The organism is Aliirhizobium wenxiniae, from assembly GCF_014201355.1.
Taxonomy (GTDB): domain Bacteria; phylum Pseudomonadota; class Alphaproteobacteria; order Rhizobiales; family Rhizobiaceae; genus Neorhizobium; species Neorhizobium wenxiniae.
Map to the genome: position 1 here is coordinate 45243 of NZ_JACHEG010000004.1, position 17100 is coordinate 62342.

17 protein-coding genes are annotated in these 17100 nt (G+C 59.8%); 4 read left to right on the forward strand and 13 right to left on the reverse strand.

Annotation, left to right across the window (positions count from 1 at the left end):
* The first annotated feature begins 28 nt into the window (after positions 1–28).
* Complete coding sequence (gene rhaI, locus HNQ72_RS17835) at positions 29–1321, forward strand: L-rhamnose catabolism isomerase (RefSeq protein WP_183993818.1); 1293 nt, start codon at positions 29–31, stop codon at positions 1319–1321.
* A gap of 252 nt (positions 1322–1573) precedes the next feature.
* On the opposite strand, the gene repC is transcribed toward rhaI, so the two are convergent.
* The 3 genes from repC to repA form a co-directional block, all read right to left on the reverse strand.
* Positions 1574–2791, reverse strand: a complete 1218-nt coding sequence (gene repC / locus HNQ72_RS17840; RefSeq protein ID WP_183993820.1) for a plasmid replication protein RepC — start codon at positions 2789–2791, stop codon at positions 1574–1576.
* A gap of 160 nt (positions 2792–2951) precedes the next feature.
* Complete coding sequence (repB, locus tag HNQ72_RS17845; RefSeq protein WP_183993822.1) at positions 2952–3932, reverse strand: plasmid partitioning protein RepB; 981 nt, start codon at positions 3930–3932, stop codon at positions 2952–2954.
* Entirely contained in the window at positions 3932–5128 is a 1197-nt protein-coding gene (repA, locus tag HNQ72_RS17850) for a plasmid partitioning protein RepA (protein WP_183993824.1), read from the reverse strand. The genes repB and repA overlap by 1 nt, the downstream gene beginning before the upstream one ends.
* A gap of 549 nt (positions 5129–5677) precedes the next feature.
* Here repA and HNQ72_RS17855 point away from each other — a divergent pair.
* A complete protein-coding gene (locus tag HNQ72_RS17855; RefSeq protein ID WP_183993826.1) occupies positions 5678–5878 on the forward strand; it encodes a hypothetical protein in 201 nt (66 codons plus the stop codon).
* Between the two features lie 95 nt (positions 5879–5973).
* Here HNQ72_RS17855 and HNQ72_RS17860 read toward each other — a convergent pair whose 3' ends face one another.
* The 5 genes from HNQ72_RS17860 to HNQ72_RS17880 form a co-directional block, all read right to left on the reverse strand.
* Complete coding sequence (locus HNQ72_RS17860) at positions 5974–6813, reverse strand: carbohydrate ABC transporter permease (RefSeq protein ID WP_183993828.1); 840 nt, start codon at positions 6811–6813, stop codon at positions 5974–5976.
* Positions 6810–7703, reverse strand: coding sequence for a carbohydrate ABC transporter permease (locus HNQ72_RS17865; protein WP_183993830.1), 894 nt, complete (start codon positions 7701–7703; stop codon positions 6810–6812). The genes HNQ72_RS17860 and HNQ72_RS17865 overlap by 4 nt, the downstream gene beginning before the upstream one ends.
* A 92-nt stretch (positions 7704–7795) precedes the next feature.
* Positions 7796–9064 carry an ABC transporter substrate-binding protein gene (locus HNQ72_RS17870; RefSeq protein ID WP_244654592.1) on the reverse strand — a complete coding sequence of 423 codons (1269 nt, stop codon included), beginning with the start codon at positions 9062–9064 and terminating at the stop codon, positions 7796–7798.
* A 49-nt stretch (positions 9065–9113) separates the two neighbouring features.
* Positions 9114–10205 carry an ABC transporter ATP-binding protein gene (locus tag HNQ72_RS17875; RefSeq protein ID WP_183993832.1) on the reverse strand — a complete coding sequence of 364 codons (1092 nt, stop codon included), beginning with the start codon at positions 10203–10205 and terminating at the stop codon, positions 9114–9116.
* On the reverse strand, positions 10202–10993 hold the full coding sequence (locus HNQ72_RS17880) for a DeoR/GlpR family DNA-binding transcription regulator (RefSeq protein WP_183993834.1): 792 nt from the start codon (positions 10991–10993) through the stop codon (positions 10202–10204). Before HNQ72_RS17880 ends, HNQ72_RS17875 begins: the two co-directional genes overlap by 4 nt.
* A 272-nt stretch (positions 10994–11265) precedes the next feature.
* Here HNQ72_RS17880 and HNQ72_RS17885 point away from each other — a divergent pair, with 272 nt between their 5' ends.
* A complete protein-coding gene (locus HNQ72_RS17885; protein WP_183993836.1) occupies positions 11266–11436 on the forward strand; it encodes a hypothetical protein in 171 nt (56 codons plus the stop codon).
* Positions 11437–11442: 6 nt separating this feature from the next.
* Here HNQ72_RS17885 and HNQ72_RS17890 read toward each other — a convergent pair whose 3' ends face one another.
* Both HNQ72_RS17890 and HNQ72_RS17895 read right to left on the reverse strand, forming a co-directional pair.
* Positions 11443–12573 (reverse strand): M24 family metallopeptidase, encoded by a 1131-nt coding sequence (locus HNQ72_RS17890; RefSeq protein WP_183993838.1) that lies wholly within the window; start codon positions 12571–12573, stop codon positions 11443–11445.
* Positions 12574–12602: 29 nt separating this feature from the next.
* Positions 12603–13304, reverse strand: coding sequence for a type 1 glutamine amidotransferase (locus HNQ72_RS17895; RefSeq protein ID WP_183993840.1), 702 nt, complete (start codon positions 13302–13304; stop codon positions 12603–12605).
* A gap of 147 nt (positions 13305–13451) precedes the next feature.
* On the opposite strand from HNQ72_RS17895, the gene HNQ72_RS17900 reads away from it, so the two are divergent.
* Complete coding sequence (locus tag HNQ72_RS17900; RefSeq protein WP_183993842.1) at positions 13452–14210, forward strand: LamB/YcsF family protein; 759 nt, start codon at positions 13452–13454, stop codon at positions 14208–14210.
* A 218-nt stretch (positions 14211–14428) separates the two neighbouring features.
* On the opposite strand, the gene HNQ72_RS17905 is transcribed toward HNQ72_RS17900, so the two are convergent.
* Genes HNQ72_RS17905 through HNQ72_RS17915 form a run of 3 tightly spaced genes read right to left on the reverse strand, consistent with a single transcriptional unit; the run spans position 14429 to position 17099 of the window.
* Positions 14429–15364 (reverse strand): 5-oxoprolinase subunit C family protein, encoded by a 936-nt coding sequence (locus HNQ72_RS17905; RefSeq protein ID WP_183993844.1) that lies wholly within the window; start codon positions 15362–15364, stop codon positions 14429–14431.
* Entirely contained in the window at positions 15364–16122 is a 759-nt protein-coding gene (gene pxpB, locus HNQ72_RS17910) for a 5-oxoprolinase subunit PxpB (RefSeq protein ID WP_183993846.1), read from the reverse strand. Before pxpB ends, HNQ72_RS17905 begins: the two co-directional genes overlap by 1 nt.
* A gap of 23 nt (positions 16123–16145) precedes the next feature.
* Positions 16146–17099: an NAD(P)-dependent oxidoreductase gene (locus tag HNQ72_RS17915; protein WP_183993848.1), complete on the reverse strand. Its 954-nt coding sequence runs from the start codon at positions 17097–17099 to the stop codon at positions 16146–16148.
* Position 17100: the final 1 nt, after the last annotated feature.

Consider the following 17100-nt stretch of genomic DNA (forward strand, 5'->3'; position numbering starts at 1 on the left):
AGTTCGTTCGCTTGGCCGAGGAGGAAAAATGACGGATCAGATGATTTCCGCCGATGTGATCGGCGAACACAATAAAAACAACGAGGTAGCGCTTGCCTCCGATTATGCAGCGCTTGGCGAAAACCTCTCCCGTCGCGGCATCGATATCGAAGCGATCACCCAGAAGGTCTCGGAATTTTTCGTCGCCGTCCCCTCCTGGGGTGTCGGTACTGGCGGCACCCGTTTTGCCCGTTTCCCGGGACAGGGCGAACCCCGCGGTATCTTCGACAAGCTGGAAGACTGCTCCGTTATCAATGAGTTGACCCGCGCGACACCGACCGTTTCGCTGCATATCCCGTGGGACAAGACGGACCCGAAAGAGCTGAAGGCCAAGGGAAACTCGCTTGGCCTCGGCTTCGACGCGATGAATTCCAACACCTTTTCCGATGCCCCCGGCCAAGCCCATTCCTACAAATACGGTTCGCTCAGCCATACCGATGCGGCCACCCGCGCACAGGCCGTCGAGCACAATATCGAATGTATCGAGATCGGTAACGCCATCGGCTCCAAGGCTTTAACCGTCTGGATCGGCGACGGTTCCAACTTCCCCGGCCAGGCGAACTTTACCCGCCAGTTCGAACGTTACCTTTCCTCGATGGCGGATATCTACAAGGCGCTGCCGGATGACTGGCGGCTGTTCTCCGAACACAAGATGTACGAACCGGCCTTCTATTCCACCGTCGTACAGGATTGGGGCAGCAATCTTCTGATTGCCCAGACGCTCGGCGAAAAGGCTTTCTGCCTGGTCGATCTCGGCCACCATGCGCCCAATACCAATATCGAGATGATCGTCGCCCGGCTGATCCAGTTCGGAAAGCTCGGTGGTTTCCACTTCAACGATTCCAAATATGGCGACGACGACCTCGATGCCGGTTCGATCGAGCCTTACCGTCTCTTCCTCGTCTTCAACGAGCTGGTCGATGCCGAAGCTCGTGGGGTCAAGGGTTTCCACCCGGCACACATGATCGACCAGTCTCATAACGTGACGGACCCGATCGAAAGCCTGATCTCCAGCGCCAACGAGATCCGCCGCGCCTATGCTCAAGCCCTGATCGTCGACCGCAATGCGCTGGACGGTTATCAGCAGGATAACGATGCCCTGATGGCAACCGATACTCTGAAGCGCGCCTATCGCACCGATGTCGAGCCGATCCTCGCCGAAGCCCGTCGCCGCGCTGGCGGTGCCATCGATCCGATCGCTGCCTATCGTCAAAGCGGTTACCGCAAGAAGGTCGCCGCTGAACGCCCGGCCGTTGTCGGTGGCAGCGGTGGAATTGTCTGATAATTCGAAACCCGGTTGAGGCCGTTCTTACGAAAGTAGGAGCGGCCTTTTTCTTGATCTCAGCTTTCTCGTCCAAACCGTTCCAGTCGGTTCCAACATGCCGTTTCGTCGCTAAAACCGAGCTGTCTGCAGGATTACTCCCACTGGCTAGCCTGATCATAGGTCAAAGAAACTCCCTCATTCCCGCTTATCTAACGGAAATGTTTGAAGAAAATAGGCATTTTGACTGCCGTCAACGACGGGTTTGCGCGGTTATCCCGTTCGTTTCAGTCCCTCACTGGCATTGGCCCGCATGAGAGCCATCAGCATCGGCCCAAGCGAGAACTCGGCACGTCCAGCCCTTGCCGTCAGGTCTCGCAGATAACCACCGGCTGAGTTGATATGTCCTGCCCGTTCGAGAATGCAGGCTAGCGCCACGGCGGCATTTTCCTGTCCCATCACCTCGCAGGCTTGTTGATAGGCGGACGGGCTAACCCCCAGCATGGAGCGGACCAGAACGGCTGTCCCGATGAAATCACGCCAATTGCCGATCTGGCCGCCGCTGGCATAATCCAGCATTTGCGGGCAGGCCCGCAGCACCATGCTCAACGGGAAGGTTCTTGGCGTCTCGTGCTGCTTCAGCTTGGTTGGCTCGGATTTCGCTTCAAGCTCCTTTTCAGAGCCATGTTCAAGTTCATAGATGGATTCGGAATCTGAATTCTGTATGTGGCATCCATTCTGGATGTCATTGGTGTCCGGATTTTCCGTTTTTATCTGCATTTCCAAACGATTGACGATTTCCTGGCGCAAGACCTCCAGATCGGCGAGTACGGATTCGACGATGAACCGGTTTAGAGAACGGGGCAGCCGGGCGATCAGGGAGGCATAAAGCTCTTCCATCATCTGCCAGTCGCCTTGGACGCCATCTTCGACAGCGGCGGTCAGAAGTTTGCGGATGTCACGGCGGCAAAGGGTCAAGGCTTCCTTGGCACGCTTGAAACGGATCTTTTCGGCAGCGACCTGTTGCGCAAGTCCGGCAAGCTCGGCGGCGCGCAGCATCAGCGGCTGAAGGTCGAAACCGAAAGCTTCCTCAATCTGGCCGCCATGTCCGCGATGGGCATAACGCTTGCCGTTCGGGCTGTCCCGGCGATGGATGAGACCGGCTTCGACCAGGGCAGCGAGATGACGGCGCAGGGTCGTTCCGGTTATGCCATGGGCACGGACCGAAAGCTGGGCATTCGACGGAAAAACGACAAGCCTGTCGCCGGCGGCAAATTCATTCTTCGGATGGAAGGTCAGGAGCGCATCGAGAACCGCAAGCGCACGGTCATGCAGACCGAGCAACTGACGCGCTTCGGAAATGTCGCGGAACACTTTCCATTTTTCGACAGGACGCTTCATCCGGTCGTCGGACGATTGAAGCTGGCCTTTTACCAAGGCAAGCGTCATCGGCCGCCGCCCGAAAGGCGTCGTCACAAGTCCAGTTCGCATCTTTCACTTCACCTTTCTTCAGGCAAAAGAAAGCCGCTCACCAAAACGGTGCCAAAAACTCTTGACTGTGATTCGTGGAAATGCGATTCTGCAGGTGCTTAATCAGAGAGAAGCTTCCACGACGGAAACGTTTTGGGGGCTTTTTTCTTTTGGTCGGTTCCTATTCCTTCATCAGACGACGATATTCAGCATAAAGATCGTCGAGGCTGTCGGCGATAAATTCGCCAAAACCCACGGCATCCTTTGCCTTCAATGCCAATGTGTAGTTCTTGCCGTCGTTGCGGATTTCGGCCGAAACCGCCCGCGCAACGCCTTTATCCTTCGGCACCCATTTCGACTTCTGCGGAGGCCGTGCATAACCCGAGGTCTTCTTGCGGGTCAGGGCATCAACGATGAAGGCGAAACGGGCGTCTCCGTTCAAACCGTCAAGATCGGTCGCGGCCAGGACTTCGCGCAGTTTCGCGAGATTGGCCGGACGTTCCAGAAGCAGCTTGAGTTCATACCAGCGGTCGCGACCCGGCAGCTTGGCGCCGCCGATAGCGTCCAGAATGTCGCGGGGCATGTTGGCAACCGACATCATCTTGGAGAGCGTCGCCTTATCCACAGATAAGGCGGTCATCACAATCGTGCTGTCATTGTCGTAGTGTAACTCTGAAAGCCGACGAGCAAAGGTTGCCTTTTCGATGAACGAAAGATCGGCACGAGCGGAATTTTCCTGCCCCTGGGCAATGACGTGTTCGCGGTCGGAGATCGGCTTGACGACTGCACGGACATTACGGCCGAGCACGGTTGCGGCCTTCAGCCGTCGGTGGCCGAAAACCACCATATAGCGGCTGTCGTGATGCGGGTGAGGGCGCACAAGGATAGGGCTCGTCTGGCCGTGTTCACGGATGGCCGCGACAAGATCCTCGAACGCCTGCGGATCTTCCTCCAGACGGTCCCGAATGAAGGATTCCTCGATCGTCTTGGGCGAAAGCTCGACGACGGTTTCGCCTTCCAGCATCTTGTCGGCACGTTCGGCCAGCTCGTCGATCGTCGACATGATCGTACGGGACGCGCCTTTGACGGTGTAGTCGAGCGCCACGCCGTTATCCGGCCGGTCCTCGTTCATCACATTGGCAAACGGGTTCTTGCGCGCCATCACATTCTCCCCCAGGCACGATGGATCAGTCCCTGAATCTCGAAATTGACGCTGTCCATACAATCGATGGCGCGGTCATAGGTTTCGCGGGTGAAATTCGCGCGCTCGACTTCATAGAGCGTCTGCTTGGTCAGACCGGCATCGGAGATCGCCGTCGACTTCACCATTGGATTTTTGAGAATTTCCTCAGCCAACATGGACTGCATGAAGCCGAGCATCTGAGCCTGCGGTATATCGGTCGGCTCATATCTGGTAATCAGATACCGCAACCAGTCCATCTCGACATTGGCGCCGGCACGCTTGATCGTCTTGATGATATTGCCGAGCATCAGCAGGAACTGGCTCATCGACATCAAATCGAGCATCTGCGGATGGACGGTGATCAGCACCGAGGTCGCTGCCGTCAAGGCGGTCAGTGTCAGGTAACCGAGCTGCGGCGGGCAGTCGACGATCACCACGTCATAGCGGTCCTCGACCTGCTGCAGCGCCTTGCCGAGCCGGGTGAAGAAACGCTTGCCCTCGCTGGAAGTCTGCATCGCCAGCGGGGTGTCGTATTCGTATTCCTGCAGTTCCAGATTGGCCGGAATGATGTCCAGATCCGGAAAATTGGTCTGCTGGATAATATCGGCAATCGGCCTCTTCTCGTCGTCATAACGGATCGCGTCATAGACGGAGGGGTTCTTGTCCAGTTCCGGCTGAAAACCGTGAAGTGCCGAAAGCGAGGCCTGCGGGTCGAGGTCGATGGCAAGTACGCGATGGCCGGTCAGCGCCAGATGCTGGGCAAGATGGGCCGTCGTTGTCGTCTTGCCGGAACCGCCCTTGAAGTTGACGACAGCGATCACCTGCAACTTGTCGCCATCCTTGCGATGCGGGACGTATTTCTTGGCGTCGGACTTGCCGGTCTTGTCGAGGAAGAAGCGCAGTTCGCGCATCTGCTCACCGGTGTAAAAACGGCGGCCGCCCGTCGAGGTCTTTGGGGTCGGGCCCTTTCCTTCGAGATGTAGGCGCTTCAGATTGTTGGGGCTGACACCGAGATAATGTGCCACTTCCGCCATGGAGAACAGACGCAACGTTTTTCTTGCATTCGGTGGAAACTTTTCCATCCTCAGCTGATCGAGGCGACGCGAGATCTCTGCACCCTGCAGCAGGATCTTTTCGTCAAACTCGAAAGACGGCAATTTCGAATGCGCGTTCATATAGGGAACCGTTCTGGCGATAAAACTCAAGTTTCAGGGAAACTGCCGCCAGTATCCGCCTTTCTCGAAGGCTTACAAGGAATTTCTAGTAAACCGACCCTTAATCCAACAGAATCCAATTCCGTGAAAATTTCGCTATCTATCTGATAATACTTGGTTTTCAAGCTTATCAGGAACCGATGCCGATGTCGAACACCCTCGCCGGCATCAGCAAGGCTGGTGGCAAAACGGCGGGTTTTTGTCTCCGGAAAGTGAGAATCAGTATCAGCGGAACGAGAGTGAGTCGTACCGGCTGGCTTGCGCGCGTTCACGCGCCAGTGGAGGTGAAATAATCGGATTGAACGATGCCCGAGGAACGCGCGCGGCAATCTCAGGCTTCCGCGTAATCAGCGACCGGGCGATCAAATGCCGCAGACGAAATTGATGGAATACATCTCCAGAGAGCCTTTGGACAGTTGCCAAATTCGGATCCTTCTTTTAGAATCATTCTAAGATTTATGAGTATGGGTCTCAGGTTTTGAGCCCAACATTTGAAGAAGGAGAGCTACCATGTCTAAAGAAAATTCCTGCAAGGCCTGCTCGTTTTATGAAGATCACGTTGTAAACGCCGGTTCGGCTCCGGCAGATGCCGGTCTCTGTCGCGTCAACCCGCCGGTCACGCAGCCGGCGGCCGATTCCCGTGGCTTCTGGCCAGTGGTTTCCGCCAACGACTGGTGCGGCCAGTTCGACGGCGACGCCAAGGCTGCTTGATAGCGCCAGGTCATCGAAAATAAGAAAGGGCGGCCTTGGGGCCGCCCTTTTCTTTTTGAGGTCAGGAAACGTTCCCTCCAGCCGAGCGTTCAGCGCTAACGGATACCGACCCTCAGGAACGCCTGAACGAACTGCCGTTGGAATATCAGGAAGGCGATCATCAGAGGCGCGATCACCATGACCGTGGCAGCGCTGATCGTCGAGATGTTGACGCTGCTTTCCGGCGCTCCAAACAGGGAGAGGCCTACAGTCACCGGACGTGTGTCGGGGGAGTTGGTGACGATCAGCGGCCAGAGAAAGTTGTTCCAGTGGGTGGCGACCGAGACCAGTGCATAGGCGAGATAGGTCGGTTTTGCGGCCGGCACATAGACGCGCCAGAGCACGCCGAGCCAGGTGCAGCCCTCGATGCGCGCCGCTTCCTCAAGCTCCACGGGAACCGATTTGAACGCCTGGCGCAGCAGGAAGATGCCGAAGGCCGAGGCAATATAGGGCAAGCCCATGCCGGCGATCGTATCGAACAGGCCAAGCCGTGAAACCATGGCATAGTTCTCGACGATCAGCACTTCCGGCAGGATGAAAAGCTGCAGCAGCACCAGCACGAAGACGAATTCGCGGCCGAAGAAATCAAACCGTGCAAACGCATAGCCGGCAAGTGTGCAGAAAATGAACTGGCCGATCAGAGTGAAAGTGACGAGAAACAGCGTGTTGCGAAAATAGATCGCCCAGGGTGCCGCGTCCCAGGCGCTGCGGTAATTTTCCAGTGTCAGGCGAACCTCACCGGAGAAATTCAGCGCTTGGCCGGATGGCGTGAGCGACGCCCAGATGGCGAAAAGCAGTGGCGCGACCCAGATCAGCGCAAGCAGCCAGGCGCCCGCGGTGTCGAGAAGAGGGGCAATGCGAATGGTCCGGCGTAGCGTTATGGCGGAACTGGTCATCGATAGTGGATCCGCTTGTCGAGAACACGAAACTGGAAGATGGCGACGGCACCGAGGAAGAGCAGGATCAGCACGGTCATTGCCGCTGCATGTGGCCGGTCGAAATAGGCGAAGGCCATTTCCCAGATCCAGTAGAGGATGAGCTTGGTCGCGTTGTTCGGTCCGCCCTTGGTAAGGATGAACAGGTGATCGATCAGCTTGACCGAGTTGATCAGCGCATTGATGAAGACGAAGGCGGTAGTCGGCATCAGGAGGGGGATCAGCACGCGGCGCGCATAGGTGAAGCGCCCCGCCCCTTCGATCGCGGAGGCTTCCTTGAAATCGGGCGGAATGGTCTGAAGGGCGGCAAGGTAGAAGATCATGAAGAAGCCGGCTTCCTTCCAGATCGTCACGACGATGACGGACCAGAGCGCCGTCTGCGGCTGGCCGAGCCAGTTGACGGGTGGCAGGCCGAAAAGCCCGGTTATGCTGTCGATAACACCGAGGCCGGGCGTGTAGAAAAACAGCCAGATATTGGCGGCGGCGATCATCGGCAGCATGGTGGGGGTGAAATAGGCGCCGCGTACGACACCGCGCAGAGGAATGCTGGCATTGGCCCAGAGCGCCATGGCAAGCGCGATGGCGATCGAAAAGGGAATGGTGATGCCGGCGTAAAGCGCATTGTTCCAGACCACGGTCCAGAAGGCAGGATCGTGGATAAGGCTTGTGTAGTTGTCGAGGCCATTGAATGCGGACGGGCGGCGAACGGTGCCTTTGGAGTAAAAGCTCGCCCAGAGCGTGGTGACTGTCGGAATCAAGGCGAAGATGGTGAGCAGGATGAGCGCGGGTGCGGCGAGCATCCAGCCGTAGAGCGATTGCCTGCGGCGCTGGTAAAGGGCGATCTGATCCATGGTGAAACCCGGCGGAGCGTCTTGGGAGCTACCGCTCGCGGCAGCCATTGGGGAATGATCGGGGCGGATGATCCGCCCCGATCAGATGTTGCTTATTCCTGGTAGGGCTTCAGCAGGGTGTCGGCGGTTGCCTGAGCTTCCTTCAGGGCGTCCGCAGCGCTCTTGGTGCCGGTCAACGTCGCCTGGACGGCGTTGTTGAGGGCTTCACGAACGCGAGCGGTTTCCCAGGTGGAGAACTCGGCGATGGCAACCTTCAACTGGTCACGGGCGACGAGAGCCTGTGGGAATTCCTTGCCATAGGCCTCGAGCTTCGGCGTTTCGTAGGATGCCTGGCTGACGCCGACATAACCGGTCGTGATCGACCATTCGGCAGCGCGGTCCGGAGCAGTCATGTAGCGGATCAGCTTCAGCGAAGCGGCACGCTCCTCGTCGGTGGCCTTCTTGAACAGGTAGAAATTGCCGCCGCCGGTCGGCGAACCCGGCTGCTTGTTAGCCGGCAGTTCGGCGACGCCGAAGTCGAACTTGGCTTCGTTCTTGACGGCGGTGAGGTTGCCCGTCGTGTGCCACATCATGGCGGTCTGGCCCTGAACGAAGGCCTGGCGCAGCGTGCCCCACTCGACGAGGCCTTCCGGCGAGATCTTGTGCTCGGTCGTCAGCGAGCGCCAGAAGGAAAGCGCGTCGATCACATCCGGATCATCGAAATGAACCTTGGTGCCGTTGTCGCTCATCAGTTCCTTGCCGTTCTGGATGGCGAAGCACTGCAGCATCCAATAGGCATAACCGGTGCCGGGAACCATCAGGCCATACTGGCCGTCCTTGGTGAGCTTCTTGCCGGCGTCGATCATTTCCTGCCAGGTTTTCGGTGCCTTCTCAGGATCAAGGCCGGCCTGACGGAACATGTCCTTGTTGTAGTACATGACGATCGTCGAGCGCTGGAACGGGATGCCCCAGGTCTTGTCCTCGATGCGGCCATTGGCCATCAGCGCCGGGTAGAAGCTGGAGAGCCACTGCTTTTCCTCGTCGGTCTTCACCACGTCCTCGAACGGAACGATGAGGTCCTGTTCCATCAGGTCGTAGGCGTCGATCGAGAACAGCACGGAAAGCTGGGCCGGCTGGCCGCTCTGGATGGCAGACAGCGCACGCACGCGGGTATCGTCATAATTGCCGGCATAAACGGCCTTGACCTTGATCTCCGGGTTTTCCTTTTCAAAACCGTCGATCATGCCGTCGATGACCTTGGTCAGCGGGCCGCCGACCGAGACCGGGTAATACATGGTGAGTTCGGTCTGGGAAAAGGCAGGCATGGCGGTGGCGGCAAGAAGGCCGGCCGACATGACGGCAGCAGTCATAAAGTTTTTCACGACAAGTTCCTTCCATCAATGGATAACAGGATTAAGCAGGCATAAAGGGTCAGACGGCTGCGGGCTGGCTGACCAATTCAGACGAGGTCTGATCGGAGCTGAGCGTAATTCGCTTGCCGCTTTCACGATCGAACCAATGAGGGGATGCGGGTGACCAGCCGAGCGAAACGCGCTGTCCGGCTGCCCTTTCGTCGCGGCCGGGCAGGCGCGCGATGAGCGGCGGTGCTCCGTCGACGGCGAGATAGACATAGGTCTCCGCGCCGAGGAATTCGCTGGAAACGATGGTGGCGGCAAGTGGGCCGCGACCTTCGGGCATCAGCTCGATATCTTCGGCACGAAGACCGAGCTGCAGCTCCGAAACCCTGGCGGAGGAAGGCAGGAACTGGTGCGGGAGAGCCGCTGCCGGGATGAGCGTCATGGCCGGGCTGCCGATGAAGCTCGCGGTGAAAGCGGTGGCCGGCTGTTCGTACAGTTCGGCGGGCGGCCCCATATGTTCGACGCGGCCCTTCTGCAGAAGCACGATCTGATCGGCCATGCCCATGGCTTCCGTCTGGTCGTGGGTGACGTAGACGACCGTCATGCCAAGCCGCCGTTGCAGGGCGCGAATTTCCTGCCGGACGGAATGACGAAGTTTGGCGTCGAGGTTCGAAAGCGGTTCGTCCATCAGACAGAGCGGATGGTCGGCCACAATCGCGCGGGCCAAGGCCACGCGCTGCCGCTGGCCGCCGGAAAGCTGGCCGGGCTTGCGATCACCAAGGCCTTCAAGCCCGGTCAGCGCCAAAGCCTCCGCGAGCCGCTTGTCACGCTCTTTCCTGGCAACGCCACGCACGCGCAGACCGAAGACGACATTTTCGGCGACATCGAGATGCGGAAACAGGGCATAGGACTGAAAAACCATGGAAAGGCCGCGCTCGGATGGGCCTGCAGCCGTGACGTCGCGCCCGCCGATTTCGATCCGGCCGCGATCCGGCGTTTCCAGCCCGGCGATCAGCCTCAGCGTCGTCGACTTGCCGCAACCGGATGGGCCAAGTAAGACGGTGAAACTGCCCTTGGCGATGTCGATCGACAGATTGTCCACCCCACCGCCGCCGTCGAAGGTGCGGGTGACGTTTTTCAAGCGGACGAATGGCTGGGCGCTCATATCGCAATCTCTCCGGCAATACGGATTTTATCGGCAATCGCGGCTTCGGCAGGCCGCGGATGGGCTGCAAGATCCGGCAGGCTGTCGAGCACGATCATGTCGGGATCGGCGAGGCCACCACCGCTGGCAGGGGCAAGCCGCCCGAATTTGCTGCTATCGGCAACCAGAACCGAAAGCCTGCAGCTTTCCAGAATGGCCATGCGCGCAAGGACTTCTGTACGGTCAAAATCGACGAATGTTCCGTCAGGCTCGATGCCACCGACGCCGAAGACGCCGAAGTCGACGCGGTAACTGCGATACATTTCCTCGACCTGCGGCCCCAGGAAATCGAGATCAGGCAGCCGCATCACGCCGCCGGGCATGACGATCCTGTTGGACGGATTGGCGCTGAGCGCCACCGCGACATTGACGTTGTTGGTGACGATGGTGAGATCTTCGTGGTTGACCATGGCCCGTGCGACGAATTCGGGCGTCGTGCCGATGCCGAAGGCAACCGAGGCGTGATTGGGAATCTGGCTTGCGACATAGGCGCCGATCGCCTGTTTGGCGGCCAGATTGCTGATGCGACGCGAACCATAGGGCAGGTTGACCGCCGGCGAATCCACATATTCGGCGCCGCCATGCTTGCGGCGCAGCAGATTTGCGTCGCACAGACCGTTCACATCGCGTCTTATCGTCTGCGGCGTGACGGCGAAATGTTCGGCCAGTTTCTCCACGGGGGTGAACCCGTTGACCCGGACAAGGTCGACAATTTCCTGCTGGCGCGGCGTTATGCTTGGCATGTTCATCCGAATGTTCATTTGAACTTTCAGGACGAATATCTGCGGTTTGTGACGCGCTCATTTCGGTTTTGTGACGTTCAAGTGAATGTCGTGACAGGTTGTCAGTATCGCGGCGTGCACCTGTGTCTCAGGTGGCGCGTCAGCGCGATCGCAGATGGGAATCCGTAGAGAGCTCGGCGGCCGTGCCCAAACAGAAAAGAGAAGACAGCGTATGACGCGCCGGGGACGGACCCGCAATCCTCGTTGGCTTTGCCCTGCGGCTCGGCTAGAACATTTGCATGAGCGATAATGTCATCAAGTTCAAACGACCCGAACAACCGAAGCCGCCGCGCCAGACGCCGCCGTGGCTGAAGCGCGTTCTTACCATTCTGACCGTGATCGCCGCGTTCGCCGCGATCTATGCCTATTTCAGCCTGACGGGCGCGCCGCCGCAGGGTGTTCCGGGATAGGTCGGCTTACTTGACGAAGAGCTGCCTCGGGAAATTGGTCAGTTTTTCGTAACCGGTTTCGGTGATCGTTATGGTTTCCGACATGCCGAAACCGCGGGCCAGCACATAGGTGTGGAAGGTCTGGCCGGGCTCGAAGACCCAGGTGCTGTTTTCGGCCGATTCCAGCGGTTCGCCGCCATTCGGTTGCAGAAGCAAGCCGACGGAATAGAAGGTCTTGTTCGTGTAGGTTTCGCGCAGGCCTGCCGAAAGCACGCCGTCGCGGTAGATCGCATCGGGTACGCGCACCGAAACGCCCGGCTTTACCTCGCGAATGGCGGCATCCTGAATGGCGATCAGCTGTTCGACGACCTTGTAATCGTCATCCTGAACCGGTCCGACCCGGATCGGGCGCATGAAACGGGCGTGGTAGTGTTTGACGTTCGGCGTCGTCTCGATCTGGACGATATCGCCGGCTTCGAGCACCCGGTCGGAATAACCGCCATGCAGGTGGAAGGCGCGCTCGCCGGATGACATGACGCCCGGACCCGGCAGGTCGGAGCCGGCGCGGATCATTGCGGCGCAGACTTCGGCTGCCATTTCGCGCTCGCTGACGCCGACTGCGGCACTGTCGATCGCCGCCTGCATGCCGGCTTCGGCGGCCTTTGCCGCGCGGCGCTGATAGGCGATTTCGGCAGGCGACTTGATGAGGCGCATCTGCGGCGTCATGGCGCTTTCGTCCTGCCAGACGATGCCGGGCAGAGCCGATTTCAGATATTCGTAACGGCCGGCCGAAAGCGGCCATGCGGAAAGCTCGATGCCGAGCTTGGCACTTTTGCCGATACGGCTTTCGATGGCGGAGGCGGCAACGGCCATGCGGTCGTCGCTATCGCTCCACATGACCCGGTCGGAGAAGACACAGGTGCTGTCGAGATAATATTCCTCGACGTCACGGCAGAACAGGGTCGGCTCGCCTTCTGCCGGGATGATGGCGAATTGCAGCGTGCCATAGGCACGGGTGAAATAACCGGTGAGCCAGGTCACGGTTTCCGGCAGGAAGGCGACGAGGCCATCGAGCTGTTTTTTCTTCAACTCGGCCTGGACGCGGGAGAGGCGGGACAGGAATTCTGCGCGTTCGAACCAGTAGGCGGGCGTAACCATCGTTCTTCCTCGATCGGGATTTTCTGAAATCAGGCGTTCTGGACCAGTTCCGCAAAGCGGGTCAGCATGGTCTTGGCCTCGGCAGCCTCGTGGGCCTGGGCCTTCAGGTCGTCGATATCGGCGCCGTCGAGCGTCATCCGTTCGCGGTTTTCCTCGAACCACATGATAGCCTGCGCCTTGGTGACTTCCGGATGGCCCTGGATGCCCCAGATATCCTTGTCCTTGTAGCGCCAGATATGGTTGGGGCAGTCGTCGGAATAGGCAAGGATGGTCATGTCCGGATGGGCGGCCTTCACCTCGTCATTGTGCCAGACGAACATATAGGCGCTGTCGACCAGATCACGGCAGAGCTTGTCGGTGCGGGCGGCTTCGGTGAGCGGCAGGTCCTTGTAGGCGATCTCGCATGAGGTGCGGCGGAACACCTGGTTACGGCCGCAAAGTGCTGACGCGAGGATCTGGCTGCCGAAGCAGATGCCGAGCATGGGGATTTCCAGTTCGGCCGCTTCGCGGATCAGATCGTGTTCGCGCAGGATGAAGGGCACATCCTCATAGGCGCCATGCGGGCTGCCGGAGAGAAAGATGCCGTCATAACCCTTCAGCGTTTCAGGGAACTGGCTGTCATAAGCCCAGTAACGATCGACCTTCAGACCCCAGGCTTCGAAGCGGTCGTCGAGCTTTGCGATGGACTGAAACTTGCGGCCATTGCCGAGATAAAGAAGGCGTTTGCCCATGTCATTCCCCATTTTCAAAATCAGCACACCAGTGGTATACCAACGGTGTGCATGGCGCAATCGGGAAATCATGGCAATCATCCGGCGCCGTGTTATGCATCTCACCGGACGGTCAAAACGAGGCCGGACGACCAAAAAGGGGGAACTATGCGCATCGATCTCAATTCAGATCTAGGCGAGGGTTTTGGCCCGTGGACGATGGGCGATGATGCGGCGATGCTCGATATCGTCAGTACCGCCAATATTGCCTGCGGTTTCCATGCGGGCGATCCCGACATCATGCGCGAGACGGTGCAACTGGCGAAGCAACGCGGCGTCGCGATCGGCGCGCATCCCGGCTATATGGACCTGATCGGTTTCGGCCGGCGGCGTCTGCCGGGATTGAGTTTGTCCGAAGTGGAGACGCTGGTTGCCTATCAGGTTGGGGCGCTTGCCGCCGTCGCCGCGCTCGAAGGCCATCGGATGACGCATGTGAAGACCCATGGCGCGCTCGGTAATGTCTGTGCCGATGATGATGACATGGCGCTTGCCGTCGGCCGGGCGATCAAGGCCGTCGATCCGAAGCTCGCCTTCATGGTGATGCCGGGAACGGCGACGGCGCGGGCGGCGGACGTGCTGGGCCTGACGCCGATCAACGAGATCTATGCCGACCGCACCTATGCGGACACATTCAACCTTTCGCCGCGCTCGGAGCGGGGTTCGGTGATCCATGATCCGGAACTGCTGGTGAAACGGGTGATCGAGATGGTTTCGCAAGGCTGTCTGACCTCGACATCCGGCAAGCGGCTGGACGTGCCGATCGGATCGGTTTGCGTGCATGGCGACACGCCCGGTGCGGTGGGCATGGCGAGGCAGTTGCGGGAGGCGCTGGAAAAGGCCGGGTGGGTGATCGGGTCGTCGGCGTAGCGGCGGAGTGAAGAGGAGGGCACCGACGTGCTCACCCTTTCTCAGGTCGCTGCGGGACGAGCACCTCTCCGCCGTCATCCTCGGCCTTGTGCCGAGCATCTGCTGCCGTTCCAGCCAACTGCGACGTTGCAGTCTCGGCACTGTGGTTAGATCCTCGGGGCAAGCCCGAGGATGACGGCATTCCTTGAAGCAGGCTTGTCACAAGTTGCTTAGGGCGATCAACTCTTCAAATCGGCAATCACAGCCGCAAGGCGGTCCTCGGCGTGGATCGCCTGCTCCTCTGCGAGATCCGCCGGAATTGCCCGGAACAGGAATTGCTGCCCGGCCGGCAATTGCGCCAGACGGGCGAGATCGAAGGAGGCGACGGTGGCGATCTTGGGGTAACCGCCGGTCGTCTGGCCATCGGCGGTGAGCACGATCGGATTGCCCGATCCCGGCACCTGGATGGAGCCGACGACGGTGGCATCCGAGACGATGTCGTGACCCTTGAATGCCTTGAGCGCCGGGCCGTCGAGAACCATCGCCATGCGATCGCGCGACGTGGTGGTCCGGTAGGGTTGGCGCAGGAAGGTTTTCCATGCATCCGCATCGAAATAATCGTCCTGCGGGCCGGGTATGACGGCGATCGGGCCGTGCCCGCGCAAGTAAGGTGTGCCGAGCGTGCGCGGGGCAAGCTTGCCGGGTTCGCCAAGTGGCAGGATATCGCCGGGGCTAAGCGCCTTGCCGTTCAGGCCGCCGACTGCCGTTCTCAGATGCGTGGAGCGGCTGCCGAGCATTTTCGGTATCGTGATGCCGCCGGAAATGGCGAGGTAACCCCAGACGGCACCGCGAAGAGCGCCGACCGTCAACGTTTCGCCGGCCTTGAGACTATGGCTTTCCCAGGTTGGGACCGGCTTGCCGGCGATCTCGACTTGGCAGCTTCCGCCGGTGACGGCGATGAGGGTGTCACGATCGGCCGTGAATGCGCCGCCGGTGAGAGCGAACTCGATGGCGGCGGCATGCGGGTCATTGCCGACAAGCGCATTGGCGATGGCATGCGCGTCGCGGTCCATCGCGCCGGATGTCGAGACGCCGCGGGCGCGAAAACCGTAACGGCCTTCATCCTGTAAAGACATCATGGGTCCGACGCGGGAAATGGTGAGGAGAGCGGTCATCAGGCGATCTCCTTCAACTCGGCGGTGCCGGATGCGACCTGTTCGTCGAGTTCCCGCGCTTCGTCGATACCGATGCTGCGGAAGGTGATGCGGTCGCCGGCTTTCAGGAGGAAGGGTTCGGAGCGGGTGGCATCGAAAAGCCTGAACGGCGTGCGGCCGAGAAAACGCCAGCCACTCGGGCCGGGGACCGAATTGATGCTCGATTGTCGACCGCCGATGCCGATCGCACCGGCCTCGATCCGCTGGCGCGGCACGGTAAGACGGGGCGTGTGCAGGATTTCAGGCAAGCCGCCGAGGTAGGCGAAGCCGGGCGCGAAGCCGATCATGTAGACGCGGTATTCTGCGGAAGAATGGAGCGCGATCACGTCGGCTGCGGTCATGTTCTTCATCTCGGCGAGTTCGTCGAGATCGGCCTGGTGTTCGCCGCCGTAAAGGACGGGGAATTCGAGCAGGCGTCCGGTTGCCGATGCCGCTGTCTCATGCGTTGCGCGCTGCATCAGTTCGTTGCCGAGGAAAGCACCGCGCACGATCTTCGGATCGTAGATCACGGTCAGCGAGCGATAGGTCGGGATGGTTTCGAGAATGCCCTCTATCGGTGCGGATGCGAGGGAAACATCGAGCGACAGGACCTTGAGGTTGGCAGCCTCGCTGACCGTGTCCGAAAACTCGATTGCGACGGCTCGGTCGCCGCAGCGAAGGATACGCGGATAGGAGTTCTCGGTATTTCGCCCGGAACCTGATCGCGGCTTGAACTGCATGTCTTCGTTTTATCCTGTCGCGGTCAGGTGGTGGTGGCCGGGATCCGTTCGAGGGCGGCAAGTTCCGCCAGAACCTTGCTGGCGACCTGAAAACCGGTCTTTTCCAGCGCCTCGTCGGTCGAACCGCCGATATGCGGCGTCAGCACCAGATTGGGGCAATCGAGCAGGGGATTGTCGGCGGTGATCGGTTCGACAACAAGCACATCGAGACCGGCACCGGCGATGGTGCCGTCCTTGAGGGCCGTGGCAAGTGCCTCCTCGTCGATCAGCGCGCCGCGGGCGGTGTTGATCAGGATTCCGGTTTTGCCGATCAGCGACAGGCGGCGGGCATCGATGAGCGGCTTTTCCTCGGGTATGCCGTGCAATGAGACCACATCGGCCCATTCGCAGAGGCTGTCGAGATCGGGCAAAAGCGTGATGCCGTCGCGCTGCAATTCCTCGGCCGGCGTGTAGCGGGATATGGTCGCGACCTCCATGCCGAAAGCCTGGCCCAGCTTCGCGACCAGCTTGGCGATATGGCCGTAGCCGAACAGGCCGAGCCGGCGGCCGGAAAGTTCGAAGGTTCGGTGATGCTGGCGGAAAAGCGTATCACCGGTGCGCGAGGCGTTGTCGGCGGCAATCAGCGAGCGCGAGCAGGCAAGCGCCAGCCCGATTACCAGTTCGGCGACCGACTGGGCATTGGCGCCGGGCGTGTTGTGCAGCGGGATGCCACGGGCGGCAAGCGATGGCTTGTGCACCTTGTCGGTGCCGGTGCCGTGAACGCCGACGACCTTCAGATTGGGGGCGGCCTCGATTTCGCGGGCAGACAGGCCGTGATTACGGGTGATGACCGCGGTTGCGACGGCAAGATAGGGTTCGAGATCGGCAAAGGCGGTGGAAGCCGCAATGTGGACGGCGAGACCTTGCTCCTCCAGCATGCGGATGGCGCTTTTGGCGATCGGCTGGACGATGAGGCAGTCACAACGAATATCGGACATG